Here is a 25,174-nt window from a genome sequence, read left to right as displayed (position 1 = left end):
CAAAAACCTGAAATAACGACTACGGATCATCAGTCGATGCCCAGCTCAGCCCAGAGTTCGTCGACCCGGCGTTTGACCGCCTCATCCTGAACGATGGCGCGACCCCACTCGCGGCTGGTCTCGCCCGGCCACTTGTGCGTGGCGTCGAGCCCCATCTTGCTGCCGAGGCCGGATACCGGAGAGGCAAAATCAAGGTAATCGATGGGCGTGTTCTCGATCATCACCGTATCGCGCTTGGGGTCCATGCGTGTGGTGATCGCCCATATCACATCGTTCCAGTCGCGAGCATCGATGTCGTCGTCGGTAACGATGACGAACTTGGTGTACATGAACTGGCGCAGGAAGCTCCACACGCCAAGCATCACCCGCTTGGCATGGCCGGGGTACTGCTTCTTCATGGTCACCACCGCCATGCGGTAGGAACAACCTTCAGGCGGCAGGTAGAAATCGGTGATTTCCGGGAACTGCTTCTGCAGGATCGGCACGAAGACTTCGTTGAGCGCCACGCCAAGGATCGCCGGCTCGTCCGGCGGGCGGCCGGTGTAGGTGCTGTGGTAGATCGCATCGCGGCGCTTGGTGATGCGCTCGATGGTGAACACGGGGAAGCGATCCACTTCGTTGTAATAGCCGGTGTGGTCGCCGTAGGGCCCTTCGTCGGCCATCTCGCCGGGATAGATGTGCCCTTCGAGAATGATTTCGGCACCGGCCGGGACCTGCAGATCGCTGCCGCGGCATTTCACCAGCTCGGTGCGGCTGCCGCGCAACAGGCCGGCAAAGGCGTATTCGGAGAGCGAATCGGGTACCGGCGTGACGGCGCCGAGAATGGTGGCCGGGTCTGCGCCAAGTGCCACCGCGACCGGGTAGGGTCGATCGGGATATTTCTCGCACCACTCACGGTAATCCAGCGCACCACCGCGATGGCTGAGCCAGCGCATGATGACCTTGTTGCGGCCAATCACCTGCTGACGATAGATACCCAGATTCTGCCGATCCTTGTTCGGTCCCTTGGTGATGGTCAGGCCCCAGGTAATCAGCGGCGCGGCATCGCCCGGCCAACAGGTCTGTACCGGCAGCGCGGACAAATCGACGTCCTCGCCTTCTATCACCACTTCCTGGCAGGGCGCATCCTTGAGCACCTTGGGCGCCATGCTGATGACCTTCTTATAGATCGGCAGCTTGCTCCAGGCATCCTTGAGGCCTTTCGGCGGCTCCGGCTCTTTGAGAAAGGCCAGCAGCTTGCCGATCTCACGGAGTTCCGAGACTTCCTCGGCGCCCATACCGAGCGCGACGCGTTTGGGCGTGCCGAACAGGTTGCCCAGCACCGGCATGTCGAAGCCGGTCGGATTTTCGAAAAGCAACGCCGGGCCCTGCTTACGCAGAGTGCGGTCACATACTTCAGTCATTTCCAGAACGGGAGAGACGGCGGCCGAAACGCGCTTGAGTTCGCCGCGCTGTTCCAAGCCACTGATAAAGTCGCGCAAATCGCGATACTGCATGCTTGAGCCTCGCATGGGCCGGCAAGTGTCGAGGCGCAGAGTTTAGCCTTGGCGCGGCCGATTCCAAAACCTGCAGACAGACAAAGGCCAGGTTTCCCCGGCCTCGGTGGCACGACCAGACGCTTACTTGCGCTTCATCGACATGAAGAATTCATCGTTGGTCTTGGTGTCCTTGAGCTTGTCCAGCAGGAACTCGATGGCGGCGCTTTCATCCATCGGGTGCAGCAGCTTGCGCAGAATCCAGATGCGCTGCAGCTCCTCTTCGCTGGTCAGCAACTCTTCGCGACGAGTGCCCGATCGGTTGATGTTGATGGCAGGGAACACACGTTTCTCGGCGATGCGGCGGTCCAGCTGCAGCTCGAGGTTACCGGTGCCCTTGAATTCCTCGTAGATCACCTCGTCCATCTTCGAGCCGGTTTCCACCAGCGCGGTGGCGAGAATCGTCAGGCTGCCGCCTTCCTCGATGTTGCGCGCGGCGCCGAAGAAGCGCTTGGGCTTTTCCAGCGCATGGGCGTCGACACCACCGGTCAACACCTTGCCAGAGCTTGGGATAACAGTGTTGTAGGCGCGCGCCAGACGGGTGATGGAATCGAGCAGGATGACCACATCCTTTTTGTGCTCGACCAGGCGCTTGGCCTTCTCGATCACCATTTCGGCGACCTGCACGTGGCGAGTCGGCGGCTCGTCGAAGGTGGACGCGACCACTTCGCCGCGCACGGTGCGCTGCATTTCGGTCACTTCCTCCGGGCGCTCGTCGATCAACAAGACGATCAGGTGGCACTCGGGGTTATTGCGGGTGATGTTGCTGGCGATGTTCTGCAGCATGATCGTCTTGCCCGCTTTCGGCGGAGCGACGATCAGGCCACGCTGACCCTTGCCGATCGGCGCGCAGAGGTCGATCACCCGGCCGGTCAGGTCTTCGGTGGAGCCGTTTCCGGCTTCCATCGTCAGCCGCTTGTTGGCGAACAGCGGCGTCAGGTTCTCGAACAGGATCTTGCTCTTGGCGTTTTCCGGCCGGTCGAAATTGATCGTATCGACTTTGAGCAGCGCGAAATAACGCTCGCCTTCTTTAGGCGGACGAATCTTGCCGACAATGGTGTCGCCGGTGCGCAGGTTGAAGCGGCGGATCTGGCTCGGCGAGACATAGATGTCGTCAGGGCCGGCGAGGTATGACGAATCCGCGGAGCGCAGGAAGCCGAAGCCATCCTGGAGAATCTCCAGCACGCCATCACCGGAGATTTCCTCGCCGCTTTTCGCGTGCTTTTTCAGCAGGGAGAAAATCACGTCCTGCTTACGCGAACGGGCCATGTTGTCGATGCCCATCTGTTCGGCCATTTCCAGCAGCTCGGTGATGGGCTTTTGCTTAAGTTCGGTCAGATTCATAGAAAGAGATCAGGAAGGATGAAGAAAGCGATTAGCTTTAGAAGCCGCGCAGCAGGATACGAACAGATTCGTTGTGCTTTATGAGGCTGAAGTGCGTCGGCGACGGCATGCAGAGGGCGACGGAAGAAGCGTCGCGGGGCCGAATTTAGCACCGCGCAGACGAAGCGTCCACCCTGCCGCAAGAAAAAAGCCCCCGCATTTGCGGGGGCTTTGGATAGCAGCGCTTCTCTAACTCAGATGTTGCTGTCGAGAAACGCAGCCAGCTGCGACTTCGACAAAGCGCCAACCTTGGTGGCTTCGACGTTGCCGTTCTTGAACAGCATCAGTGTCGGAATGCCGCGAACGCCGTACTTCGGCGGGGTTTCCTGATTCTCGTCGATGTTCAGCTTGCAGACCTTGAGCTTGCCCTCGTAATCCTTGGCGATCTCATCGAGTACCGGAGCGATCATCTTGCATGGACCACACCACTCGGCCCAGTAATCGACCAGCACAGGGCCATCTGCCTGGAGCACGTCCTGCTCGAAACTGCTGTCGCTGACATTGTTGATGTATTCGCTCATGGATGTTCTCCAGGGTCAAAACTGAAAGTGACGCCATCATAGCCCGGCTTGATGCGGACCGAAAGTCGCAGCCTGTTACTTGGTCAATCGGGGCACGGCGACGAATTACAAGCCCTGTGGCCGATAATCGGGCCCTACGTGAAGGCGCTGCGCGTTGGCGGATGCCGATGATCATGTCAGGATGTCGGGGTTTTGCACAGAGACCGCGCCATGCCCCCACCAGCCGCCGAACCCTCTCCACTGATCGCCGCCCTCGATCTCGGATCCAACAGCTTCCACATGGTCCTGGCCCGCATCAGCAACGGCGAAATGCGCATCCTTGAGCGGCTCGGTGAAAAGGTTCAATTGGCCGCCGGCATCGATGAGAACCGAATGCTCGACGATGCCGCCATGCAGCGCGGCCTCGACTGTCTGCGCCGCTTCGCGCAACTGGTCAATCATCTGCCTCAAGGCTCGGTGCGTGTGGTAGGCACCAACGCCCTGCGTGAAGCTCGCAATCGAGCGCTGTTCATCCGCCAGGCCGAGACGATCATCAATCATCAGGTTGAAGTGATTTCCGGCCGGGAAGAAGCGCGACTGATCTATCTCGGGGTGTCGCACACCTTCCCGACGGCGCCCGGCAAGCGGCTGGTCATCGATATCGGCGGCGGCAGTACCGAGTTCATCATCGGTGAGGGTTTCGATTCGCTGCTGCGCGAGAGCCTGCAGATGGGTTGCGTGAGCTTCACCCAGCGTTTCTTCCGTGACGGCAAGATCACCGCTGCACGCTATGCCCAGGCCTACACGGCGGCACGACTCGAGCTGATGAGCATCGAGCATGGTCTGCGCCGGCTCGGCTGGCAGGATACGGTCGGCGCGTCCGGCACCATTCGCGCCATCGGTCTGGCGATCAAAGGCGCGGGGTTGAGCAATGGCCAGGTGACCAGCGAAGGACTGGGGTGGCTCAAGCGCAAGCTGTTCAAGCTGGGCGATGTAGACAGGATCGACATGGACGGCATCAAGCCGGATCGTCGCAGCATTTTTCCCGCAGGCCTGGCCATCCTTGAAGCGGCGTTCGATGCGCTGGAACTCAGCAGCATGGCGCATTCCGAGGGCGCGCTACGCGAAGGCGTGCTCTACGACCTCATCGGCCGCCATCATCAGGAAGACATCCGCAGCCGCACCCTGAGCTTTCTCATGGAGCGCTATCACGTCGACAACGAGCAGGCGGCGCGGGTTGAAAGCAAGGCTCTGGAGGCGCTCGACCAAGTGTCGGCCGATTGGGAGCTAGTCGAGGACTGGCACCGTGAGCTGCTGACTTGGGCTGCTCGGGTGCACGAAGTGGGCCTTGATATCGCGCACTACCATTACCACAAACACGGCGCCTACCTGATCGAGCACTCTGATCTTCCGGGTTTCTCACGTCAGGATCAGCAAATGCTCGCGCTACTGGTGCGCGGGCATCGTCGCAACATACCGAGGCAAAAGTTCGAAGAGCTGAGTGAGGACGGCGTGAAGCTGACCCGCCTCTGCGTGCTATTGCGGTTCGCCATCCTGTTCCACCACATCCGCGGGCCGCAGCAGGCGCCGGCGTTCACGCTCAAGGCTGACGACAACAGCCTCGACGTGGCCTTTCCCAGCGGCTGGCTGGAAAACAATCCGTTGACCCAGGCCGATTTCGCCTTGGAAGCGGAATGGCTGAAGCGCATTGATTTCACCTTGACGGTACGCTGAGCGCGCGCCCGACCACGCGGGCGCGCAGCTCAAGCGTCGGCGATCTCACGCACCGGGCGCGTCAGCGCGCGCTCGGGCTACCCAGGCGCTCCAGCAGAGCGCTCTGCACGTTACGCGGGTTCTGGTTGCCACTCGGACTGTTACGCACGTAGCTGCCATCGGGCTGCAGCACCCAGCTCTGGGTATTGTCGGTCAGGAATCCTTCCAGTTCTTTTTTCACCCGCGTGATCAGCTTCTTACCTTCGACGGGGAAGCAGGTCTCGACGCGACGGTCCAGATTGCGTTCCATCCAGTCGGCACTGGACAGGTAGAGTTTCTCGTCGCCACCGTTGAGGAAGTAAAAGACCCGACTGTGTTCAAGGAAGCGTCCGATGATCGAGCGCACCTGGATGTTGTGCGAGACGCCCAGAATTCCCGGGCGCAAGCAGCACATGCCACGCACGATCAGGTCGATGCGCACGCCCGTCTGGCTAGCCTTGTACAACGCACGGATCATCTTCGGATCGGTCAACGAGTTGACCTTGAGAATGATGTGCGCCGGTTTGCCTTCGCTGGCGTGCTGAGTCTCCTGCGTGATCATGTCGAGCAACGATTTCTTCAGCGTGAACGGCGCGTGCAGGAGCTTTTTCATGCGCATCGTCTTGCCCATGCCGATCAGCTGGCTGAACAGTTTGGAGACGTCTTCGCAAAGCGCATCGTCCGAGGTCAGCAGGCTGTAATCGGTGTACAACCGCGCGTTGCCAGCGTGATAGTTGCCGGTCCCTAGATGAGCGTAGCGGCGCAGTTCGCCGTTTTCGCGGCGCAGGATCAGCATCATCTTGGCGTGGGTCTTGTAACCAACCACGCCGTAGATGACGACCGCGCCGGCCTGCTGCAGGCGGCTGGCCAGCTGCAGGTTGGATTCCTCGTCGAACCGTGCACGCAACTCGATCACCGCAGTGACTTCCTTGCCATTGCGCGCCGCCTCGACCAGCGCATCGACGATCTCCGAGTTGGCGCCGGAGCGATAGAGCGTTTGCTTGACCGCCAGCACGCAAGGGTCCTTGGCCGCCTCGCGCAACAGGTCGATGACCGGCGTGAAGGATTCGTACGGGTGCAACAGCAGGATGTCCTGCTTGCCGACGACGTTGAAGATGTTTTCGCTGTTCTGCAGAAGTTTTGGAATCGCCGGAGTGAAGGGCATGTATTGCAGCTGCGGATGGCTATCCAGCCCTGTGATGCTGAACAGTCGGGTCAGGTTGACCGGCCCGTTCACTCGATACAGTTCGCTCTCGCTGAGGCTGAATTGCTTGAGCAGGAAATTGGCCAGGTGAGGTGGGCAGGTATCGGCTACCTCCAGACGCACCGCATCGCCGTAGCGTCGGGACATCAGCTCGCCGCGCAACGCCCTCGCGAGGTCCTCGACATCCTCGGTATCGACCGAAAGGTCGGCGTTGCGCGTCAGGCGGAACTGATAGCAGCCCTTAACCTTCATGCCGTGGAATAGATCGTCCGCGTGCGCGTGGATCATCGACGAAAGGAATACATGATTGGCGCCCGCCCCACCCACCTCTTCCGGTACGCGGATCACTCGCGGCAACAGTCGCGGCGCCGGAATGATCGCCAGTCCCGAGTCCCGACCAAAGGCGTCGATGCCTTCAAGTTCGACGATGAAGTTGAGACTTTTGTTGACCAGCAAGGGAAACGGATGCGTCGGGTCCAACCCGATCGGGGTGATGATCGGCGCGATTTCGTCACGGAAATAACGACGCACCCAAGTTTTGATCTTGACCGTCCAGTGACGGCGACGAATGAAGCGCACCTGGTGCTCGGCCAGCTCCGGCAGCAGCACTTCGTTGAGGATCGAATACTGCCGGCTGACCTGTTCGTGGACTAGCTCGGAAATCCGCGCCAGCGCCTGATGCGGCTGCAGCCCGTCGGCGCCGGCCTGTTCGCGGGCATAGGTAACCTGCTTCTTCAGCCCGGCGACGCGAATCTCGAAGAATTCGTCGAGGTTGCTGGAAAAGATCAGCAGGAACTTCAACCGTTCCAGCAACGGATTGGACTCATCCAGCGCCTGCTCCAGCACGCGGATATTGAATTGCAGCTGCGACAACTCACGATGGATATAGAGGCTGTTGTCGTCCAGGTTGGGCGCTGGCTGCGGTGCCGGTACGGGCGCCTCCTCCTGCGTCTCCACCTCGGGAACTGGCGCAGCCAGCTCCTCTAGGGGTTGCGCCTCGTTGTTGGCAAGCTGCAATTCGCTTTCGCTGAGTCCCTGGTTGGTCATGGGTCTGCCTCGAAGGGGCTCAGTGCCCCTGTTTCAATTGTTGTGCGGCCTGTTTGGCGAAGTAGGTGAGGATGCCATCGGCGCCGGCACGTTTGAAGGCGGTCAGCGACTCCAGAATCACCGCCTCGCTCAACCAACCGTTCTGGATGGCGGCCTTATGCATCGCGTATTCGCCACTGACCTGATAGACGAACGTCGGCACGCGGAAGGCATCCTTGACCCGCCAGAGAATGTCGAGATAGGGCATGCCCGGCTTGACCATGACCATGTCGGCACCCTCGGAGAGATCGGCGCCCACTTCGTGCAGCGCCTCGTCACTGTTGGCCGGGTCCATCTGATAGGTGTTCTTGCTTCCCTTGCCGAGATTACCGGCCGACCCCACCGCATCGCGGAACGGGCCATAGTAGGCGCTGGCATATTTGGCCGAGTAGGCCATGATGCGCACGTTGTGATGCTCGGCCACTTCGAGCGCCTCGCGGATGGCCTGGATGCGCCCATCCATCATGTCTGACGGCGCCAACACCTGGGCGCCGGCCTCGGCATGGGAGAGCGCCTGGCGGACCAGCGCATCGACCGTCACATCGTTCTGCACATAGCCCTGCTCATCCAGAATGCCGTCCTGGCCATGGGTGGTGAACGGGTCGAGCGCAACGTCGGTGATGATGCCCAGCTCCGGGAACCGCTCACGCAGTGCGCGCGTGGCGCGCTGGGCGATGCCGTCCGGATTCCAGGCTTCGGCCGCGTCCAGGGATTTCTTCTCCAGTGGCGTGACCGGAAACAGCGCCAGCGCCGGAATGCCCAGCGCCACCAATTCCTCTGCCTCTTCGAGCAACAGATCAATGGACAGACGCTCAACGCCGGGCATCGAAGGCACCTGCTCGCGGCGATTTTCGCCATCGAGGACGAACACAGGCAGAATCAGGTCGTCCACGCTCAGCTTATGTTCGCGCACCAGCCGCCGGGAAAAATCGTCACGACGGTTACGACGCAGGCGAGTAGCGGGAAACAATCGATTGGCAGGAACGAAACTCACAGCGAACTCCTGGCCCGCAGAACGGGCGAATATGACGTTTATAGGCCGACTTCGTGACCGATTGATGACAGCGCCGTTAAACGACGCCGCGCGTTGCCCTCATTGTCGCCAGCCGAGGCAGGCACTGCCAGTGCTTTGATCGGGCAACCGTCTGGCTGAAAGCCTGCGTGCAAGCCCTGGCTTCGACTGAACACCCGTCCTGGCGAGGAATCCAACAGTACAACCGGCTGCCGTTGAAGCTCGTGTAAAAACTGGCGAATGAGTTTTGCATGCGGTCTGTCAGCAAAATGCGCCGCCAGAACTGAACCGCTAGCTTTTAATTCAGGCCACCGGGTACGGGCTTACCTTGAACCCCGCCAGGGATTAGCATCGAAGACTTTCGCCCGGCGTCTTCCGGGCCGCTGAATCTGACCAGGAGTATCCCTATGAACAAAAAAGTCGCCGTGATCCTTTCCGGCTGTGGCGTCTACGACGGTTCGGAAATCTACGAGAGCGTGATTACCTTGTTGCGCCTGGACCAACGCGGCGCAACGGTTCGCTGCTTCGCGCCTAACATCGCGCAGATGCATGTGATCAACCATCTGACCGGCGACGAGATGCCGGAGAGCCGCAACGTGCTGATCGAATCCGCCCGCCTGGCTCGCGGCGAAATCAGCGATCTGCGCGAGTTGAATGTGGACGAGTTCGATGCGCTGATCATGCCCGGCGGCTTTGGCGCGGCAAAGAACCTCTCCGATTTCGCCACTCAGGGCGCCGCCAGCAAGGTCCTCCCGGATGTGCTGTCAGCGGCTCAGGCGTTTGCGAAAGCCGGCAAGCCGGTTGGCATGATGTGCATCGCACCCACCATGGCGGCACAGATCTTCGGCGCTGGCGTAGTCTGCACGCTGGGCAATGACGACGATCCCGCCGCAAGCGCAGCGCGCGAAATGGGCATCGAGCACCAAGCCTGCGAGGTCACCGAACTCGTCGAGGATTCCAGGCACAATCTGGTGACGACCCCTGCCTACATGCTCGCGCAATCGATCAGCGAAGCGGCGTCGGGCATCTACAAACTAGTCGACCGAGTGCTGGAGCTCACCCACAAGTAAGCACCAGGCCCACCTCCCTCATCCCGAGCTCAGGCTCGGGATTTTCGTTCGGCCTATGGCTATACAGCCAATCGTACCGGCGCTCCGGCCGCCCCCCCTGTTCATTCCTGCCTCGCTACGGCAGTTTTGGCCGATCTGACAGAGGCCGAACTCATGCCCCACACATCCGACACCATCGAAGAGCAGCAACAAGCCGTGCGCCAGCTCTTCGAGCGCATTCCGTTCAACGAGTATCTGGGTATCGAACTGGAGGAAGTGACGCACCAGCGCGTGGTGATGCATCTGCCGATGAAGAATGAACTGGTCGGCAATTTTTTCCATGGCATCCTGCATGGCGGCGTGATCGCTTCTCTGCTCGACGTGGCCGGTGGTGCGATGGCCATGATCGGCGCATTCGAAAAGCACCAGCATCTGACCACCGAGGAACGCGCCCTCCGCCTTTCACGGCTCGGCACCATCGATCTGCGAATCGACTATCTACGACCGGGACGAGGCCAGCGCTTCAGCGCCAGCGCGACGCTGCTGCGCTCCGGCAACAAGGTGGCCGTGGTTCGCTCCGAGTTGCACAACGAGGAAGGCGTATTGGTCGCCGTGGGCACCGGCACTTATCTTTGCGGCTGAGAAGCTGGACGCGTTTGGTTTACGGCCAGACCCATCAAGCTTTTTCTTCGAGCTAATAGCTTCAGGCTGCTCCTCCACGTCCAGCCGTCAAGCCTTCGGCACCGTTATCGGCTTTTCATCAACTGCGTGAGCAACCGGTCCAGCGCGTTGGCAAAAGCCTGACGATCCCGCTCGCCATAAGCAGCCTGGCCACCCCCGACCTGCCCTTGCTCACGCAGGTCAGTGAACAGGTTGCGCACGGCCAGACGATCGCCCATGTTGCGCTCGTCGAACTCGCGACCACGCGGATCGAGGGCCGCCACGCCTTTCTTGACTAGGCGATCGGCCAGCGGTACATCGCTGCAGATTACCAATTCGCCCGGCTGCGCATGCTCGACCAGATAATCGTCCGCGGCGTCCGGGCCGCTCGGAACCACGATCAGGCGAATACAGGCGAAGGCCGGCTTGATCTGGCTCTGCCCCGCTACCAGCAAGACGTCGAACTTACGCTTGAGCGCGAACTTGATCAGCTGCTCTTTGGCTGCCTTGGGACAGGCATCGGCATCGACCCACACCCGCAAAAGTTTGGCGACTGTCACACCACGGCCCGCCGCACTGTCGCCAGCAATGCCGCCGCGCCGGCGAACATGGCGGCAAAGCTGCGATTGACCAGACGCTGCTGACGCGGCGTACGCAACAAGCGCAGCACCTTCGCCGCCAGACCGGTGTAACCCGCCATGACGATCAGATCGACCACCACCATGGTCGCGGCCATGTGCAGGTACTGCATCACCAAATCGCGCTGCGGATCGAGAAATTGTGGCAGCACGGCCAGGATGAACACGATGGCCTTGGGATTGCTGGCATTGACCAGAAAACCCCGGAGCACCAGCGTCAGCGGTCGCCCGATGGGCCGTGGCGCCGCGCTGTCATCGAGCATTTCCGGCACCGCCTGCCACTGCTTCAGCGCGAGCCACAGCAGATAGGCGACACCAAACCATTTGATCAGGCTGAAGGCCAGCGATGAGGTCGCCAACACCGCGCCGACACCGGCCGCCACCACTGCGATCTGCAACGCCAAGGCGATCTGCAAACCAATGGCGTTCCAGTAGCCGCGCCAAAAGCCGTACTGCAAACCGCAGGACATCGAGGCGATAGCTCCGGCGCCCGGTGACAGGCTGATGACCCAACAGGCTGCGAAGAATGCAAGCCAGCTTTCGAACGTCATGATTTGAGCCTCAGGCAACGGCTGCACCTGAATGCAGCCGGTTGTTCATCCTCAGTCCGGCATGTCCTTGCCAAGCTTGACCGGGTCTTTCAGCTTGCGATTCATTGCCTTGCGCATCCGGATATTGAGCGCTTCGACCGTCAGCGAGAATGCCATGGCGAAGTACACGTAGCCCTTGGGCACGTGAGCGCCGAAGGCTTCGGCGATCAGCAGGGTGCCGACCACGATCAGGAACGACAATGCGAGAATCTTCAGAGTCGGATGCTTTTCGATGAAGTCGCTGATGGTGCTGGCAGACAGCATCATCACACCGACGGCGATGACGATCGCGGCGATCATCACCTGCACGTTGTCCACCAGCCCCACCGCCGTAATCACCGAGTCCAGCGAGAAGACGATATCGATTACCGCAATCTGCAGAATGATACCGACGAAGCCGGCCTTGACCGCGCCACTCGTAGTGCCGTCCTGCTCCTCTTCACCTTCGACGCTGTGCCAGATTTCCATGGTGCTCTTGAACAACAGGAACAGACCACCGAAGAACAGAATCAGGTCGCGCCCGGACACGCCATGCCCAAAGATCGTGAACAGATCGTTGGTCAGGCGCATGACCCAAGTGATCGACAGCAGCAGCAGGATCCGCGTCCCCATGGCCAGGGCCAGCCCGAAGAAGCGAGCCTTGGGCTGCTGCTCCTTCGGCAGGCGGCCGACCAGAATGGAGATGAAGATGATGTTGTCGATGCCGAGGACGATTTCCAGGGCGGTCAGGGTCAGAAACGCGACCCAGATTTCGGGGCTGCTAAGCCATTCCATAGGTGCTACTCGTGAGTGCTGTGATTAGGCGTTTGTATGTCGGTTCCGCGCCAGCGGCGCACGACCTTCTGAAAGAACAAGCTGTTTGGCACCTGGACGATTGCGCCAGTTCCGTTTTCGGACACCTCTTCGAGGGTGGTGTAGAGCAGGTTTATATCGATGACGCGCCCTTTGACGATGGGCTTGTCGAAGCTCTCAACCAGCTCCACCAGATCACCCAGGCGGAAGGGCCCGACGGTCATGATCAGCACGGCGCAAAGCAGGTTCGACAATACGCTCCAGATAGCGAAGAAGGCGATGGCGGCCACCGCCACGAAACCGGAGAAGGCGGTCCAGAGCACCGTCGCCGAGACACCGAAGCGCTCTAGCACCATGATCAGCGCGCCGCCGATGATGAACCAGCGAATGCCGCCACGCAGCGGCAGCAGCAGTTCAGGCGGTAGCGGATAGCGGCTGCCTAGCCGCGTCAGCGCTCGTACTACGAAACGCTGCAAGGCGTAGGCGACCAACAGAATGAGCAGAACCTGCAGGCCCAGTAGTAGCTGGTCCCCCCATTCCTGCGAAAGAATCAACAACTGCTCGTTCATGCGCCGCCCTCCAGCTGCCCCTGCAAGGTTTCGAGCGCCTCCAGCGCTGTCAGCCAGGCCTCCTCCAGCTCGCCCTCGCGAGCCTTCAGTTCCGCCTGATTGGCTAGCAATTCGCGTAATTCTTCCTTGCGCGCCGCCTCATAGACGGCGGCATCACCCAGGCGCTGTTCCAGCGCGGCAAGCTTTTCCTGAACCCCGGCCAGATCCTTTTCGAGCTTGTCGGACTGACGTTTGAACGGCGCAAGCTGCTGGCGCAACGCGGCGGCAGCCTGACGTAAAGCACGCTTATCGGTCTTGTCTGCGGAGGACTCGGTGGCGCTAGTGGGTTGCTGACGGGCACGGTAATCCACCAGCCACCGCGCGTAATCTTCGAGATCACCGTCGAACGCGACGACTCGCCCATCGGCCACCAGCAGAAACTCGTCAGTGGTGCTCTTGAGCAGGTGCCGATCGTGCGACACCACCAGCACGGCACCCTCGAAATCCTGCAGCGCCAAGGTCAGCGCCAGTCGCATCTCCAGATCGAGATGGTTGGTCGGTTCGTCGAGCAGCAGCAGGTTGGGCTTGCCCCAGGCGATCAGCGCCAGCGCCAGACGGGCCTTTTCGCCGCCGGAGAAATTGACGACCGGTTCGTCACAGCGATTGCCGCGGAAATCGAAACCGCCGAGAAAGTCGCGCAACAGCTGTTCGCGTTCACCCGGTGCAATGCGCTGCAAGTGCAACAACGGGCTGGCCTTCGGGTCCAGCGCATCGAGCTGATGCTGGGCGAAATAGCCGATCACGAGATTCTCGCCGCGCTGCAGGCGGCCACCCAATGGTTGCAGTTCGTTAGCCAGCGTTTTGATCAGGGTGGACTTGCCCGCACCGTTCGGGCCGAGCAGACCGATTCGCGCACCGGGCACCAACTGCAGCTTGACCTTGTCCAGCACCAGTTTGTCACCGTAGCCGAGGCCGCCTTCGGCCAGATCCAGTAACGGGCTGGAGACCTTGTCCGCTTCACGGAAAGCGAAGTCGAACGGCGAATCGATATGCGCTGGCGCCAGTTCCTCGAGCTTTTCCAGCGCCTTGATCCTGCTCTGCGCCTGGCGTGCCTTGCTTGCCTTGGCCTTGAAGCGCCGGATGAAGTCTTCCATGTGCTCGCGCTGCGCCTGCTGCTTCTCGAACGCTTGCTGCTGCTGCGCCAGGCGCTCGGCGCGAGCCCGCTCGAAGGCTGAATAGCCACCGCGATAGAGCATCAGCTTACGTTGCTCGACATGCACCACGTTGCCGACCACCTCGTCGAGAAAGTCGCGGTCGTGGGAGATCAGCATCAGCGTGCCGGGGTAGCTCTTCAGCCAAGATTCGAGCCAGAGGATGGCATCCAGATCGAGGTGGTTGGTCGGCTCGTCGAGTAGCAACAGATCGGATGGGCACATCAGCGCCTGCGCAAGATTCAGACGCATCCGCCAGCCACCGGAAAAGCTGCTGACCGGAAGGTCCATTTGCTCGTTGGCAAAGCCCAGTCCGGCGAGCAGCTTGCGCGCCCGCGCGTCGGCGCTGTAACCGTCGGCGTTGTCCAACTCAGTATGCAGGCGCGCAAGCGAGGTACCGTCATGAGCGGCCTCGGCGGCAATCAGTGCGGCCTGCACGCGGCGCAGCTCGGCATCGCCATCAAGGACATAATCCACGGCGAGACGGTCGAGCGTATCGACCTCCTGCCGCATGTGGGCGATGCGCCAGTCCGGCGGCAACTGGCAGTCGCCGCCGTCGGGTGCGAATTCGCCGCGTAACAGTGCGAACAGGCTGGATTTTCCAGCGCCATTAGCACCCACCAGCCCGATCTTCTGGCCAGGATGCAGGGTCAGCTCGGCGCCTTCCAGCAACCGCTGGGGACCGCGCTGTAGAGTCAGGTTCTGTAGTCGGATCATAATGGCGGCGGAGTTTATCAGGTCGCCCGGAAATCCATCCGGCTGCTTACGAAAAAAACCGACACCCATGAAACGTGACGATCTCTGGTCTTTCGCCCTCAGCTGCTACCAGCAGCCCGGCATCGAAGCGGCCTGCCTCGAACTGCAGGCCGCCGGCGCGGATGTTTGCCTATTGTTGACCGGCGCCTGGCTGGAACGCCGCGGCGTCGCATGTGATGACGCACGGCTGAGACAGCTGAAAGACCTCAGCGATGACTGGCGAGCCATGGTGGTCGCACCGTTACGCACTCTCCGCCAGAGCTGGCGCCAACAGGCTGCGACGGACTACGCGCTCGCTGGGCTGCGTGAACGAGTGAAAGCGCTTGAGCTGGACGCCGAACATATCCAGCTTCAGCGCCTGCAATCGGCGACGCAGCCTTGGCCGAAAGGCAGCGAGCGAACCAATTGGCTGGGCCCGCTCTGTGCCGGCCTCAGCGGCGAGAAACAAGCACTCTGGGAAACCCTTAGGCGTGTGGCTGGATCTCAGCTCGCAACCGGCGGCGATTGAGTTGAGGTTTCGCGCTTGGCCGCCGGCTTGCGGGCTGGCTTCTTCGCCGCAGCGGGTCTGGAGGCTGCCGACGCGGGCTTTGCAGTGGATGCCGGTTTGCTGGCAGGACGGCGCGGAGCGCTCGTTGCCTTGGCAGCCGCCGCTTTGGTAGCCGGCGCCTTGGCCTCGGCCGGTTTTGCCGTGGTGCTGCCAGTCTTGACGGCGGGTTCGGAGCGACTAGCAGCCGAACGCGGCGAAACCGTGCCTGAAACCGCTTTACCAGCAGCCGGCTTGGCTGGCGCGGCCTCGGCTGCAGCTGGTTTGGTCGCCTTGGTGGGCGCCTTGCTGCGGGTCGCGGCCGCGGGCTTCTGGCGCGTAGCCAGAGCTTGGGCGGCCGCCTTCTCGACATCGGTGATGCCTCGGGCGAGCTTCAGGCTCTGTTCGGCGTCGCGCTTGAGTTCCGACAGATAGCCCAGCGTTTCACTCTGCCGCGCCTGCAGTACGGCAAGCATGTCATCCAGTTCGGCCAGCCTGGCGCGGGCCTTGCTCTGCGCCTTCGATTTACCCGCATCACCCGCCTCATCGAGCTTGGCGCGCGCCTTGATGACTTTTTCCTGCGTCTTGCCGCGCTGCTTTTCAAGCTTGGCCAGCAGCACTTCGGCGTCCCTCTGCGCCTCGTTGCAGGCCTTTTGCAGATGAGCAACGAGGCTATGGGACAGCTGCTGCAGTAGATGCAGCGGCGTCGTGATCGAGTTTTTCTTCGCAGGCATGAACATGCCTCCTGATGAGATGGGCACTGCCATGTTGGACGGTCCGCGCGCTCCGCTACCGACCGTCGTACGCGATATGACCGAACTCGCCGGCTGGTATCAGGCCAGCGCGGCGGTCTGTTTGTGAGCGGTGTGAAGCACCTCGATCAGGCAGTCTTCGAGCTCGAAGCGCTCGTGCAGCAGCTGCCCCAGACGCTTCAACTCATCGGGCAGGCCTGGGCTATCCAGACAATCGCCGCTATCGCAACGGTCATTGAAAACCACCGCCACTTCGGTAATGGCTTCGATGCGCGGGTAGATCTGGCGAGCAAGCTCGAGGCCGCGCTTGTCACCGAACGCCTCGGCCTCGTTGAGCAGCTGCTCGTAGATCTCGAAATGTCCAGCCGACACATAGTCGAGCAGGATTTCGCAGAATTTTTGCAAGGCAGGGCGACTTGCGGCGGCGTCGCCATGCAGCCCATCGAATGCGTTGATCAGTGCGTGGCGTTCCTGCAGCCAGCGGTCGATCAGCAGGTGTACACCTCCCCAGCGTTCCTGGGCGTTCCGACAGCTCTCGAGCATGATGACCTCACTTCCCTAATCGATGATGCTTATTGCGCCTTCCGAGACGTTTTGTTGTCTTGGGGTATCGGCCTTGGGTGAGTGGCAGCGAAATCGGCGGATAACCGTTGCCGCCAGCGCAGACTAAGCTGCGGCGACCGAAGCATCAAGCCGCCTGGACGAAAATCATCCAGGCAAGGCATGACCGGATCGCTTCGCTCTGGTCCATTGACCACCAAGCGCAGCGATCATTCGCCTGTTTCGACAAAAAGGCCTCAGTCGCGCCGCAGCAGCTGCCAAAGGCAGAACAGGCCCATCGCGATGAATGCCAGCAGGGTCCACTCGGGAATGCTCATGCCCAGCAATGTCCAGCTGACCTCGGCGCATTCGGCGGTACCGTGAAGCACCAGCCGGGCAATGTCCTGGAAGGGCAGCGCATCCATCATGTATTCGAGGCTGGGCAGGCACGCTGGCAACTGATCGGCCGGTATGTTCTGCAGCCATATCTGACGCACGGCCGTGGCGCCACCCGCTATCGCGAACAGCAGTGCCAGGATCGAATAGACGCGGCGACCGGTTTTGCGCGGCCCATGAATCGCAGCGATAAGGCAGACCAGGCCGAAGGCGATCACGCAAATGCGCTGAACGATACATAACGGGCATGGCGCCAGCCCGACCACATGCTCGAGATACAGCGCAGCGACCATCATCAGCACACAGCCGATGAAAGCCAGAAGAAACAGCGAACGTGGGCTGGCCAGATTCATGGCGACTCCGCAGACAGGAAAGCTCGCTACGGTATTAGTCCAAGCTGCGGGCTGCAAGCTATGGCAGCGCCAGTATCCGTGGTCATCCGTTGCTGATCGCCGGCAAGCGGACACCGTTCGCACCGTCGATTAACCCAAGCCCCTCCTGGAACAGCCGATTGCTTCGCTCTTTGTCTCCCAGCTGCGCCAGCAGCCGGGCCAGCTCCGCGCAGGTTTCCGCACGGTGTTCCAAGCGCAGACTGGCTTCCAGATAGTCGCGCGCCTTGCCCCAGAATTCATTGCGCAGGCTCAGACGACCGAGTGCGAGCAGCAGTTCGGCATTTTCCGGATGGCCCTTCAGCCAAGCCTCGGCCTGCGCCAACTGGCGAGCCGGCTCGCGCCCGCGAACACGGCCATAGCGCTCGATCAGGCGATCATCGAATTGGCGCTTGAGCGCGGCATGAAGCACTTCTTCGGCCCTCTCCTCTGCGCCCAGCCGAGTCAGGCCGTCCGCATAGGCACGTACCAGCACCGGCTCGTTACGCAGCTTGCTGGGCACGGTCTGCCAACGCTGATCGAACGCTTGCTGTCCCTCCTCCACTGTCGCGACCGGTGCCTGCGGCGTCTGTTCCAGGGCGGCGGTCCAGGCCAGCAGCTCCAACTCGTCCAGCCGTGCCGGGGGCAACACACGATGCTTGCGCAGTTCCGGAAGCAGACGGCACAAGGCGGGCCAGTCCTGCAGCTGGACGTAGAGCTGCTGGAGCAGCGTCAGCACATAGGGATGGCGCGGGTTGTCATTGTGCAGCACGTTCAGGGATTCGCGTGCCTCGCCGTACTGGCCGCGCGCGATCTGCAACTGAGCCTGGGTAAGCCCGATGGCCAGCCCTGCCTCGGGTTCGCGTTCGCGAGCGTTGCGCAGCAATTCGTCACTTTGTTCGTACTCACCCAATTCGCTCGCGGCGCGGGCAGCACCGAGATAATGCACCAGCGGTTGTTGATCATGTTCGGCTGCGGTGCGCAGATGGCCGAGCGCAGGGCTCCATTGCCCCTCGGCCAGCTCCCGCAGCCCGGCGCGCGAAGCCTTGGAGACGCGCCGCGCGCGATGGCGACGCGACCAGGGGTTGACCAGCGTGCCGGATGCATGAAGCAAACCGAGCACCCAGTGAATCACCATTGCCAGCAGCCAGAAGCAGGCGATCAGTCCGACGAAGACCCAGAAGCTCGACTCATAGCGAAAGCGGTCGTAGCTGATCAGGACGTAGCCGGCATCTTGAAAAATGGCCCAGCCGAGAAAACCGGCAAAGGCAAGCAGGATGAGAACAACAACGGCAAGTCGCTTCATGTGCGCAGATCCCCTTCGACCGCCCGTTCGGCGTCGGCCGGCTGCTCGGCCTCGCTGGCCGGCGCGCCGCGCTCAGCGTTATCGTCCGGCTCGTTGCTATCGGCAGACTCGCGTGTTTGCACATAAGACTGCATCGCCTGCAATGCGGGCGTCAGGTCCGGCAGGGTGACCGAGACCTGCCGTTTCGCAAGCTCCCCAATTCGATCGCGCAAGCCACGGCTCTGGCCGTTCTCTTCGCTGAAGTGATCCTCGATCAGCCGAGCGGCCTGCTCCAGCGACTGCCGATAAACCTCCTCGTTGCCATTGAGCACCGCCCACTGCGCCTGCTCGATAGCCAGTGACAGCGCCAGCCGCACCTGCGCCAGGCTTTGGCCGGCCAGCAGCGGTTTGACGTCGGTGCCGGCATTGAAGTCGATCCGCACGTAACGCGTCAGCTCGTCCAACCATTGCCGCCAGCGGCTTTCACCCTGCGTCTGTGGCTGACTTGGGCCGTTTTCGAACTCTGGCGCCAGACCGTTGAGCTGATTGGCCTGACCACGCAGCGCACCCAACTGCAAAAACAGGCCGGTCCGATCCATATCCGGCAAGCTGCGCAGCGCCTCGAGGCCTTCCAGCAGCTTCTGCCGCGTGCCGTACGCGCCTGGATCGTCCTGCTTGCGCAGGATCAGATCGGCTTCGGCGATCAGCGACTCGGCACTTTGCACGTCCTGCATGGCCGACAGACGCAGCATCGCCATACGCAGCAGATGCTCGGCCTCGGCCAATCGCCACTGTTCACGGCTTGCCCCCAGTACCTGCTCTACCCGTCCCGAGAGTCGCTGCTGGTCGCTTTGCAGCTCCGAAAGCAGACGGCGTCGCTCTTCCAGCTGCTCAGCAGAAGGCAATTGCTCCAGTCGCCCGAGACGGCTGGCCAGCTGCTGACTGCGCGTATCCAACTGACGCGCCTGCTCCCGCGTCGCCTGCGCCGCACCGAGCTGCTGGCGTTCCTGTTCAGCGAGCTGCTGGGTCTGCCAAACGCTGTAGCCACCCGCCGCCAGACCGGCCAGGCCGATTACCAATGCCAGACCCGCGAGGCCACGGCCGGGACCGTCGGTTTTCGACCTGTTGCCTACCGGCTTCTTCGGCGGAATGTCTTGGGTGGGGATGACGGGATCGTTGCCCTTGGGTTGCTGCGCTGCCTTGTCGGCGTCTACTTCGCTCACGTTTCCATCCTTTGCATCAGGAGGCGGGCTGGGAATTTTCCCGTAGCGCCGCCAGCAAAGCCGCGGTTCCGGCACCGCGGCAGTCCAGTATTCGTCTGGCACCCAAGGTCGCAGCCATTTCGGCCACGCGAGGGCTCGGTACGAACAAGGGTAGTTCACGCAGCGCGGGCCAGTCGGCGCCCGCCAGCTCGTGCAATGACAGCAAACCCTGCCCACTGCTGACCACCACGGCATTCAGCCGTTCCGAACGAAGGGTTTCGAGCAGCGTTCCGGGCGGGTAGTCGGGCAAATAGCGCCGATACAACTCCAGGCGATCGACCTGCACGCCTCGGCAGCGAAGCGTTTCGGCAATATGCTCACGACCGCCTTCGCCGCGCAAAATCAGCACTCTGGGGTCTGCCACATCGAGCGTCTCTTTCAGGCGTGGCAGCGCCAACAATGCCTCACTGTCGTCGCCCGTGCTGGGCCAGCTGACATCCAGGCCGAAGCCTTCCAGGATGGTCCCTGTGGCCGCACCGACGCTGAACCAGACCTGGCCGAGCGGCGGTTGCGGCCAGTAACGCTCGAGCAGTTCCAGACTCAGCCGCGCGGCCGGTTTGCTCACCACCACCACCGCGCAATAACGGTCCAGTTCGAGCATCGTCGCGCGCTGCTCGGGGGTTTCTGCCAGCGGCTCGATGGCGAGCAGCGGCACGCTAGCGCTGTGAATATCCAGCTCGGACAGAGCAGCCGCGAGGGCGACGCATTCTTCAGCGGGACGGGTCAGCAGCAGACGCCAATCGGTCACGCCTTGCCGGCCTCACCGTAAACGTCTTGCAGGATCTTCTCCGCGCCCTGCGCCAGTAGCGCCTCGGCGACCCGCACGCCTAGGGCCTCGGCATCCGCAGCGGGCGCGCGGTCTTCGGCGCGCAACAGCAGCGTACCGTCCGGCTGCCCGACCAGGCCACGCAACCACAGCTGATTGTCTTCGAGTACCGCATAGCAGGCGATCGGCACCTGGCAACCACCGTTCAGATGACGATTCAAGGCGCGTTCGGCACTGACCCTGACCGCCGTCTGCGGATCGTTCATGCATTGCAGCAGTTGGTGCAGCTCGGTGTCGCCGGTCCGACACTCGATGCCGACCGCACCCTGGCCGCCAGCCGGCAGACTGTCTTCGACACTGATGCTGGAACGGATGCGCTCACCAAAGCCGAGGCGGATGAGCCCGGCGGCAGCAAGGATGATGGCGTCGTACTCGCCGGCATCGAGCTTGGCCAGACGGGTATTGACGTTGCCGCGCAAGAACTGAATTTTCAGATCCGGGCGCCGCGCCAGCAGCTGCGCCTGGCGACGCAGGCTGGAGGTTCCGACGATCGCCCCGGACGGCAACGCGTCAAAATTCTCGTAGTGATTGGAGACAAAAGCGTCACGCGGGTCCTCGCGCTCGCAGATGCAGTACAGGCCAAGCCCTTCAGGAAACTCCATCGGCACGTCCTTCATGGAGTGCACGGCGATGTCCGCCTCGTGCTCCATCAGCGCCGTTTCCAGTTCCTTGACGAACAAGCCCTTGCCGCCAATTTTCGCCAGCGGCGCGTCGAGCAGTTTGTCACCGCGGCTGACCATCGGAACCAGGCTGACGGTCACGTCGGGATGAGCCGCTTCAAGACGCGCCTTGACGTATTCGGCCTGCCACAGGGCCAGGGCACTCTTGCGGGTGGCGATGCGAATTTCGCGAGACATGGGCTAATCCAGAACCAGTGAATTGCCGCGAATGATAACAGGGCCAGCGCCGTCGCTGGGTTGGCAGGGGTCAAGAAGCGGCAAGACTTGGAGCGGCAAGCCTCAACTAGATGCAAGTACGTGGCACCCGCCGAGCACGCTTGCAACCTTTGGCTTACAGCGTGCTCATCAACTTGCGAACCCCCGCGACATGTCGCCGGCTGACCGTCAGTGGTTCGCCTTCGAGGCCCTTGAGAAACAACTGGAAATGGCCAAGCGGGGTGCGCTGCAGACGCTCGATGCGGTCGCGGTACACCAGCGCATTGCGATGAATACGCACGAAGCGGTCGCCGAATTCATCTTCCAGTGCCTTGAGCGGTTCATCCAGCAGCACCTCGCCACCTTCGTGACGCAGGGTGACGTACTTGTGGTCGGCGATGAAGTAGATGACCTGAGGCAGTGGAATCAGCTCGATACCCTTGCGGGTGCGGGCGCTGATGTGGCTGCGCGGTCCGCTACCAGACACCGCGGCGGGTCGGGTCAGTGCAGCGAGCTGAACCCGGTTGGGCCGCTCGGCCTTTTTCAGAGCTTCGGCAAGATGCTCAGGGCGTACTGGCTTGACCAGGTAGCCAACCGCGCTGACTTGGAATGCATCCAACGCAAATTCGTCATGGGCCGTGCAGAAAATCACGGCGGGGGGCGCATCGCGCTCGCATAGCTTGGCTGCGACCTGAAGACCGTCGAGGCCTGGCATACGGATATCCAGCAACACGACATCGGGACGCAGCTCCTCAATCAGGGACAACGCTTCCTCGCCATTGGCGGCGGAAGGTTCCAGTACACGATAACCGTCAAGATCACCTACCAGTCGGCTGAGGCGCTCGCGGGCTAGAGGTTCGTCATCGACAATCAGAACATTCATATGGATCTGGCTTCCTGCTTTTGTGTCGCACATGGATAGCGTAGACAGGTGTAGTAACGGGCGTTATACCGCTTCACGCTGAGACTCGCTGCGGGACCGAAAAGTGCCGTTAGTCGTGCGTCTATATTGTGCAGGGCCTGTTGCGTGCCCCGTGATGGCTGCGTCTGAGCGCCGTCATCGAACGGGTTGCTGACTTCCAGATGAAACATGCCGTCAACATAATTTGCCGTCACGCTGACCATACCGCCGTCGATGCGGGGCTGGATGCCATGGATCAGGGCATTTTCCAGTAGCGGCTGCAGCGTCAGTTGCGGGATGAGCAAATCATCCGGAACGCCGTCCACCTGCCACTCCACTTGCAGCCTGTCGCCAAGCCTGTAGTGCTCGATCGACAGGTAGCGGCGCGACAGCTCCAGTTCGTCGCGCCATGGCACCAGCGTGCCTGGACGCGCCAGACTGGCGCGGAACAGGTCGGACAGATCCAGCACCGCCTGCTCGGCCTTGCTTGGATCGGTCACCACCAGGCTGGCAATGCTGTTCAGGCTGTTGAACAGGAAATGCGGGCGGATGCGCGCCTGCAGCGACTCGATGCGCGCCTTGAGCTCGGCCTGCTCCTGCCGCCGCCACTGGCTTTGCAGATAGAAATAGCGCAGCAGCAACCCCGACATGATCAGGCTGATCAGCGCATGTCGCAGATACAGATTGACCTCACCGGCGCGCGTCAGCGGTCCGCCTAGCTGGTAGATATCCGCCACGGCGGTGCAGGCCAGCGTCAGCCCGACCACCATCACACAACAGGCGAGCCCTGCCGCCCAGGGCGATAGACGCGCCAGCAATGGCCGCAGCTGGCAGGTCAAGCCGGCCGAAAGCAGCATCACCCATTGCACGAACAACGAGGTCAGCGCCAGGCGCATCCAGTTGAAGCCGGGCTGCATCGGCTCGGCGAGGACGAACACCAGCACCAGCAGTTCGGCGAGCAGAACCAGACCAAGCAGCGCTTCCGGCTGGCACAGTTCCGGCACGAAGAAATCGTCGGTCGGGTCGGCGGAGCGTGGCCGGTCAGGCCTTGTTATCTGCATGGATCGAGTTTCCGCGCGGTCGGGATGCAATGAGCAGAGCGGGAGCGCAGCCTGCGCCGCCGCACTTATGGCGGCATAGTCTATGCGACCCACCACGAACCGGTGCGTGACCTGCCTTCGTAACTTGCGTGACATCGAGCAGACGGTCGTCGGCAAAAACTAAAAAGTTGAGCTAAGGTGCCGATAACGGAATCGTGGCATAACAATATCAACCCACCCGTCACACTGGCTGCCCGTTGCGGCAGGAGGCCTGAGCCATGTTGCTGTTCTCCTCGTTGCGTAGCCGCTTGCTGCGTCCGGTTTTCCTTACTCTGCTTGCCGCCGTCGTGGTTCAGGTGGTGGTCGCCCTTGCTTTGACACGCGGTACCATCGGGGCGCTCGAACAGGAGATACGCAAGAGCCTGAGCGAGGACGCAGTGCAGCTGCTGGGCGAGCTTCAGTCCGCGGACGTTGAAGTGCGCGGCGGACTGCTCAACCTGTCCGAACGCATGAAAAGCGATCTGGCGCAGGGGCTGACGCAACGGCTCACCGATGAACAGATGCAACTGCAGAACGTCCTGGAACGCCATCTCAAGCAATCGGGCGACGATTTGGCCATCCTGCTGGCCGGCGTTGCGCCCGCGGCTATCTGGGACAACGACACACCCGCTCTGACTGAATTCGTCAGGATGGCCCACCAAAACCCAGCCGTCGTTTTCGTCGTCTATTTCGACGCGGCTGGCAAACAGCTCACCCGTCATCTGAATCGCAACGACCCGAGGGTCAAGACGCTGCTGGACAAAGGCACTGGCCGAACCGCTTTCGACAAGATCCTGTCCGCAGCCGAGAACGATCCGGCGCTGTATCTCGCCAGGACGTCCATCAACCCCAAGGGCGCTGAAATCGGCCAGGTCATGCTTGGCTTGTCCACTTCGGCCGTTAACACCGAGCTTGCCGCCTTCAACAATCGCTTCCAGACGCTGATCGGGGAAACCTCGAGCATGGTCGAAACCGGCCTCGCCGCCACCGCAACCGAGAGCACCAAGGTGCTGGCGACGCGCTTGGCTGCCGCCGCCGATGTGGCGGAAACCATTGACGTGAACAGCCAAAAGACCGTGGAACGCTCGGCGACCGCGCTGCTATGGAAAATCAGCCTCGGCCTGGCGGTGACCGGCGCGCTGCTGTTGATTGCCATCACGCTGGTGCTGGGCCGTCAGGTATTGCGCCGCCTCAGCTTGCTGGTGACGGCGCTACGGGGCTTGTCGGACGGGCACGGCGATCTCACCCAGCGCGTGGAGATTCACAGCGCGGACGAAGTGGGTGACATGGCCGACGCGGTCAACCTGTTCCTGGCCAAACTTCAGCCTATCGTGCAGGAAGCCCGCGCCATCGCTGTCCAGACCGGCGCCGAAATCGACGCGCTGGGGAGCCGCAGCAATGCCGCGGCGGCTGCCGCCGGACGTCAGCGCGACGAGGTCGCCGGCAGCCTGCAGGCGCTTGCGGAAATGACCAGCCGCGCCCAGCAAGAAAGCCAGGCGATGCAGACGGCCATGGAACAGGTCGCCTCGATTCGCAAGGCGGCGCTCGACAACGAAGCGATTTCGGATCAGGTCGGCAAAACCATCGAAGCGCTCGGCGAAGGCGTACGGGGCAGCGCCGATGTGATCGAAAAACTGGCCAAGCAGAGCGA

The 25,174-nt window shown here is 61.8% G+C and carries 23 protein-coding genes and 1 pseudogene; 5 read left to right on the top strand and 19 right to left on the bottom strand.

The annotated features are described in order from the left end of the window. Positions 1-29: 29 nt before the first annotated feature. From ubiD to trxA, 3 genes are all read right to left on the bottom strand, one after another. Positions 30-1,496: a 4-hydroxy-3-polyprenylbenzoate decarboxylase gene (gene ubiD, locus E0D86_RS19955; protein ID WP_131651776.1), complete on the bottom strand. Its 1,467-nt coding sequence runs from the start codon at positions 1,494-1,496 to the stop codon at positions 30-32. 123 nt (positions 1,497-1,619) lie between these two features. Continuing rightward, positions 1,620-2,879: a transcription termination factor Rho gene (gene rho, locus E0D86_RS19950; protein WP_131651775.1), complete on the bottom strand. Its 1,260-nt coding sequence runs from the start codon at positions 2,877-2,879 to the stop codon at positions 1,620-1,622. Positions 2,880-3,112: 233 nt separating this feature from the next. Beyond that, on the bottom strand, positions 3,113-3,439 hold the full coding sequence (trxA, locus tag E0D86_RS19945; RefSeq protein WP_021207111.1) for a thioredoxin TrxA: 327 nt from the start codon (positions 3,437-3,439) through the stop codon (positions 3,113-3,115). Positions 3,440-3,649: 210 nt separating this feature from the next. Between trxA and ppx the strand changes: the two genes are divergently transcribed. After that, the gene (gene ppx, locus E0D86_RS19940; RefSeq protein WP_131651774.1) at positions 3,650-5,152 is read left to right on the top strand and encodes an exopolyphosphatase; all 1,503 of its coding nucleotides are present in this window, start codon (positions 3,650-3,652) and stop codon (positions 5,150-5,152) included. 61 nt (positions 5,153-5,213) lie between these two features. Here the strand turns inward: ppx and ppk1 are convergent, their stop codons facing one another. Both ppk1 and hemB read right to left on the bottom strand, forming a co-directional pair. Then, on the bottom strand, positions 5,214-7,421 hold the full coding sequence (gene ppk1 / locus E0D86_RS19935) for a polyphosphate kinase 1 (protein ID WP_131651773.1): 2,208 nt from the start codon (positions 7,419-7,421) through the stop codon (positions 5,214-5,216). Between the two features lie 19 nt (positions 7,422-7,440). After that, positions 7,441-8,454: a porphobilinogen synthase gene (gene hemB / locus E0D86_RS19930; protein ID WP_131651772.1), complete on the bottom strand. Its 1,014-nt coding sequence runs from the start codon at positions 8,452-8,454 to the stop codon at positions 7,441-7,443. Positions 8,455-8,879: 425 nt separating this feature from the next. On the opposite strand from hemB, the gene elbB reads away from it, so the two are divergent. Further along, positions 8,880-9,542: an isoprenoid biosynthesis glyoxalase ElbB gene (gene elbB / locus E0D86_RS19925; protein ID WP_131651771.1), complete on the top strand. Its 663-nt coding sequence runs from the start codon at positions 8,880-8,882 to the stop codon at positions 9,540-9,542. A 153-nt stretch (positions 9,543-9,695) separates the two neighbouring features. After that, the gene (locus E0D86_RS19920) at positions 9,696-10,163 is read left to right on the top strand and encodes a thioesterase family protein (protein ID WP_131651770.1); all 468 of its coding nucleotides are present in this window, start codon (positions 9,696-9,698) and stop codon (positions 10,161-10,163) included. 104 nt (positions 10,164-10,267) lie between these two features. Here E0D86_RS19920 and E0D86_RS19915 read toward each other — a convergent pair whose 3' ends face one another. From E0D86_RS19915 to E0D86_RS19895, 5 genes are read right to left on the bottom strand one after another with little or no spacing between them, the layout of a single operon-like run. Continuing rightward, entirely contained in the window at positions 10,268-10,723 is a 456-nt protein-coding gene (locus E0D86_RS19915; protein WP_131651857.1) for a YaiI/YqxD family protein, read from the bottom strand. A gap of 14 nt (positions 10,724-10,737) precedes the next feature. Continuing rightward, the gene (locus tag E0D86_RS19910; protein WP_131651769.1) at positions 10,738-11,370 is read right to left on the bottom strand and encodes a LysE family transporter; all 633 of its coding nucleotides are present in this window, start codon (positions 11,368-11,370) and stop codon (positions 10,738-10,740) included. Positions 11,371-11,421: 51 nt separating this feature from the next. Then, on the bottom strand, positions 11,422-12,183 hold the full coding sequence (locus E0D86_RS19905; protein WP_131651768.1) for a TerC family protein: 762 nt from the start codon (positions 12,181-12,183) through the stop codon (positions 11,422-11,424). Between the two features lie 5 nt (positions 12,184-12,188). After that, positions 12,189-12,770 (bottom strand): mechanosensitive ion channel family protein, encoded by a 582-nt coding sequence (locus E0D86_RS19900; protein WP_131651767.1) that lies wholly within the window; start codon positions 12,768-12,770, stop codon positions 12,189-12,191. Beyond that, entirely contained in the window at positions 12,767-14,677 is a 1,911-nt protein-coding gene (locus E0D86_RS19895) for an ATP-binding cassette domain-containing protein (protein WP_131651766.1), read from the bottom strand. Before E0D86_RS19895 ends, E0D86_RS19900 begins: the two co-directional genes overlap by 4 nt. 67 nt (positions 14,678-14,744) lie before the next feature. Between E0D86_RS19895 and E0D86_RS19890 the strand changes: the two genes are divergently transcribed. After that, a complete protein-coding gene (locus tag E0D86_RS19890; protein WP_131651765.1) occupies positions 14,745-15,224 on the top strand; it encodes a TIGR02444 family protein in 480 nt (159 codons plus the stop codon). Here E0D86_RS19890 and E0D86_RS19885 read toward each other — a convergent pair. The 9 genes from E0D86_RS19885 to E0D86_RS19845 form a co-directional block, all read right to left on the bottom strand. Continuing rightward, complete coding sequence (locus tag E0D86_RS19885; protein ID WP_131651764.1) at positions 15,200-15,973, bottom strand: AlgP family protein; 774 nt, start codon at positions 15,971-15,973, stop codon at positions 15,200-15,202. The two genes, E0D86_RS19890 and E0D86_RS19885, sit on opposite strands and share 25 nt — an antisense overlap. 99 nt (positions 15,974-16,072) lie before the next feature. After that, the gene (gene rsd, locus E0D86_RS19880) at positions 16,073-16,534 is read right to left on the bottom strand and encodes a sigma D regulator (RefSeq protein ID WP_131651763.1); all 462 of its coding nucleotides are present in this window, start codon (positions 16,532-16,534) and stop codon (positions 16,073-16,075) included. 254 nt (positions 16,535-16,788) lie between these two features. Then, positions 16,789-17,280: a disulfide bond formation protein B gene (locus tag E0D86_RS19875; RefSeq protein ID WP_131651762.1), complete on the bottom strand. Its 492-nt coding sequence runs from the start codon at positions 17,278-17,280 to the stop codon at positions 16,789-16,791. A gap of 82 nt (positions 17,281-17,362) precedes the next feature. Further along, the gene (locus E0D86_RS19870) at positions 17,363-18,601 is read right to left on the bottom strand and encodes a heme biosynthesis HemY N-terminal domain-containing protein (RefSeq protein ID WP_131651761.1); all 1,239 of its coding nucleotides are present in this window, start codon (positions 18,599-18,601) and stop codon (positions 17,363-17,365) included. Then, on the bottom strand, positions 18,598-19,803 hold the full coding sequence (locus tag E0D86_RS19865; protein ID WP_131651760.1) for a uroporphyrinogen-III C-methyltransferase: 1,206 nt from the start codon (positions 19,801-19,803) through the stop codon (positions 18,598-18,600). Before E0D86_RS19865 ends, E0D86_RS19870 begins: the two co-directional genes overlap by 4 nt. A gap of 16 nt (positions 19,804-19,819) precedes the next feature. Beyond that, positions 19,820-20,590, bottom strand: coding sequence for a uroporphyrinogen-III synthase (locus tag E0D86_RS19860; protein ID WP_131651759.1), 771 nt, complete (start codon positions 20,588-20,590; stop codon positions 19,820-19,822). Next, positions 20,587-21,525 carry a hydroxymethylbilane synthase gene (gene hemC / locus E0D86_RS19855; RefSeq protein ID WP_131651758.1) on the bottom strand — a complete coding sequence of 313 codons (939 nt, stop codon included), beginning with the start codon at positions 21,523-21,525 and terminating at the stop codon, positions 20,587-20,589. The genes E0D86_RS19860 and hemC overlap by 4 nt, the downstream gene beginning before the upstream one ends. Positions 21,526-21,679: 154 nt before the next feature. Continuing rightward, positions 21,680-22,426, bottom strand: a complete 747-nt coding sequence (locus tag E0D86_RS19850; protein ID WP_131651757.1) for a LytTR family DNA-binding domain-containing protein — start codon at positions 22,424-22,426, stop codon at positions 21,680-21,682. Further along, complete coding sequence (locus tag E0D86_RS19845; protein WP_131651756.1) at positions 22,423-23,505, bottom strand: sensor histidine kinase; 1,083 nt, start codon at positions 23,503-23,505, stop codon at positions 22,423-22,425. The genes E0D86_RS19850 and E0D86_RS19845 overlap by 4 nt, the downstream gene beginning before the upstream one ends. Positions 23,506-23,762: 257 nt before the next feature. Here E0D86_RS19845 and E0D86_RS22060 point away from each other — a divergent pair. After that, positions 23,763-24,836, top strand: a pseudogene (locus E0D86_RS22060) (HAMP domain-containing protein); the annotation flags it as partial. Positions 24,837-25,174: the final 338 nt, after the last annotated feature.

The organism is Pseudomonas sp. IC_126 (assembly GCF_004331835.1).
In the GTDB taxonomy this organism is placed as follows: domain Bacteria; phylum Pseudomonadota; class Gammaproteobacteria; order Pseudomonadales; family Pseudomonadaceae; genus Stutzerimonas.
The sequence above is the reverse complement of the archived record's forward strand: the minus strand, read 5'-3'. Positions and strand labels throughout refer to the sequence as shown.

What these genes read in the sequence shown, in the direction of transcription:
- ppk1 (WP_131651773.1), bottom strand. Translation starts at nt 7,421, where the DNA reads ATGACCAACCAGGGACTCAGCGAAAGCGAATTGCAGCTTGCCAACAAC.
- trxA (WP_021207111.1), bottom strand. Translation starts at nt 3,439, where the DNA reads ATGAGCGAATACATCAACAATGTCAGCGACAGCAGTTTCGAGCAGGAC.
- E0D86_RS19870 (WP_131651761.1), bottom strand. Translation starts at nt 18,601, where the DNA reads ATGAAGCGACTTGCCGTTGTTGTTCTCATCCTGCTTGCCTTTGCCGGT.
- E0D86_RS19900 (WP_131651767.1), bottom strand. Translation starts at nt 12,770, where the DNA reads ATGAACGAGCAGTTGTTGATTCTTTCGCAGGAATGGGGGGACCAGCTA.
- ubiD (WP_131651776.1), bottom strand. Translation starts at nt 1,496, where the DNA reads ATGCAGTATCGCGATTTGCGCGACTTTATCAGTGGCTTGGAACAGCGC.
- rsd (WP_131651763.1), bottom strand. Translation starts at nt 16,534, where the DNA reads ATGCTCGAGAGCTGTCGGAACGCCCAGGAACGCTGGGGAGGTGTACAC.
- E0D86_RS19890 (WP_131651765.1), top strand. Translation starts at nt 14,745, where the DNA reads ATGAAACGTGACGATCTCTGGTCTTTCGCCCTCAGCTGCTACCAGCAG.
- E0D86_RS19875 (WP_131651762.1), bottom strand. Translation starts at nt 17,280, where the DNA reads ATGAATCTGGCCAGCCCACGTTCGCTGTTTCTTCTGGCTTTCATCGGC.
- hemC (WP_131651758.1), bottom strand. Translation starts at nt 21,525, where the DNA reads ATGTCTCGCGAAATTCGCATCGCCACCCGCAAGAGTGCCCTGGCCCTG.
- E0D86_RS19905 (WP_131651768.1), bottom strand. Translation starts at nt 12,183, where the DNA reads ATGGAATGGCTTAGCAGCCCCGAAATCTGGGTCGCGTTTCTGACCCTG.
- rho (WP_131651775.1), bottom strand. Translation starts at nt 2,879, where the DNA reads ATGAATCTGACCGAACTTAAGCAAAAGCCCATCACCGAGCTGCTGGAA.
- elbB (WP_131651771.1), top strand. Translation starts at nt 8,880, where the DNA reads ATGAACAAAAAAGTCGCCGTGATCCTTTCCGGCTGTGGCGTCTACGAC.
- E0D86_RS19845 (WP_131651756.1), bottom strand. Translation starts at nt 23,505, where the DNA reads ATGCAGATAACAAGGCCTGACCGGCCACGCTCCGCCGACCCGACCGAC.
- E0D86_RS19910 (WP_131651769.1), bottom strand. Translation starts at nt 11,370, where the DNA reads ATGACGTTCGAAAGCTGGCTTGCATTCTTCGCAGCCTGTTGGGTCATC.
- E0D86_RS19920 (WP_131651770.1), top strand. Translation starts at nt 9,696, where the DNA reads ATGCCCCACACATCCGACACCATCGAAGAGCAGCAACAAGCCGTGCGC.
- ppx (WP_131651774.1), top strand. Translation starts at nt 3,650, where the DNA reads ATGCCCCCACCAGCCGCCGAACCCTCTCCACTGATCGCCGCCCTCGAT.
- E0D86_RS19885 (WP_131651764.1), bottom strand. Translation starts at nt 15,973, where the DNA reads ATGCCTGCGAAGAAAAACTCGATCACGACGCCGCTGCATCTACTGCAG.
- E0D86_RS19895 (WP_131651766.1), bottom strand. Translation starts at nt 14,677, where the DNA reads ATGATCCGACTACAGAACCTGACTCTACAGCGCGGTCCCCAGCGGTTG.
- E0D86_RS19850 (WP_131651757.1), bottom strand. Translation starts at nt 22,426, where the DNA reads ATGAATGTTCTGATTGTCGATGACGAACCTCTAGCCCGCGAGCGCCTC.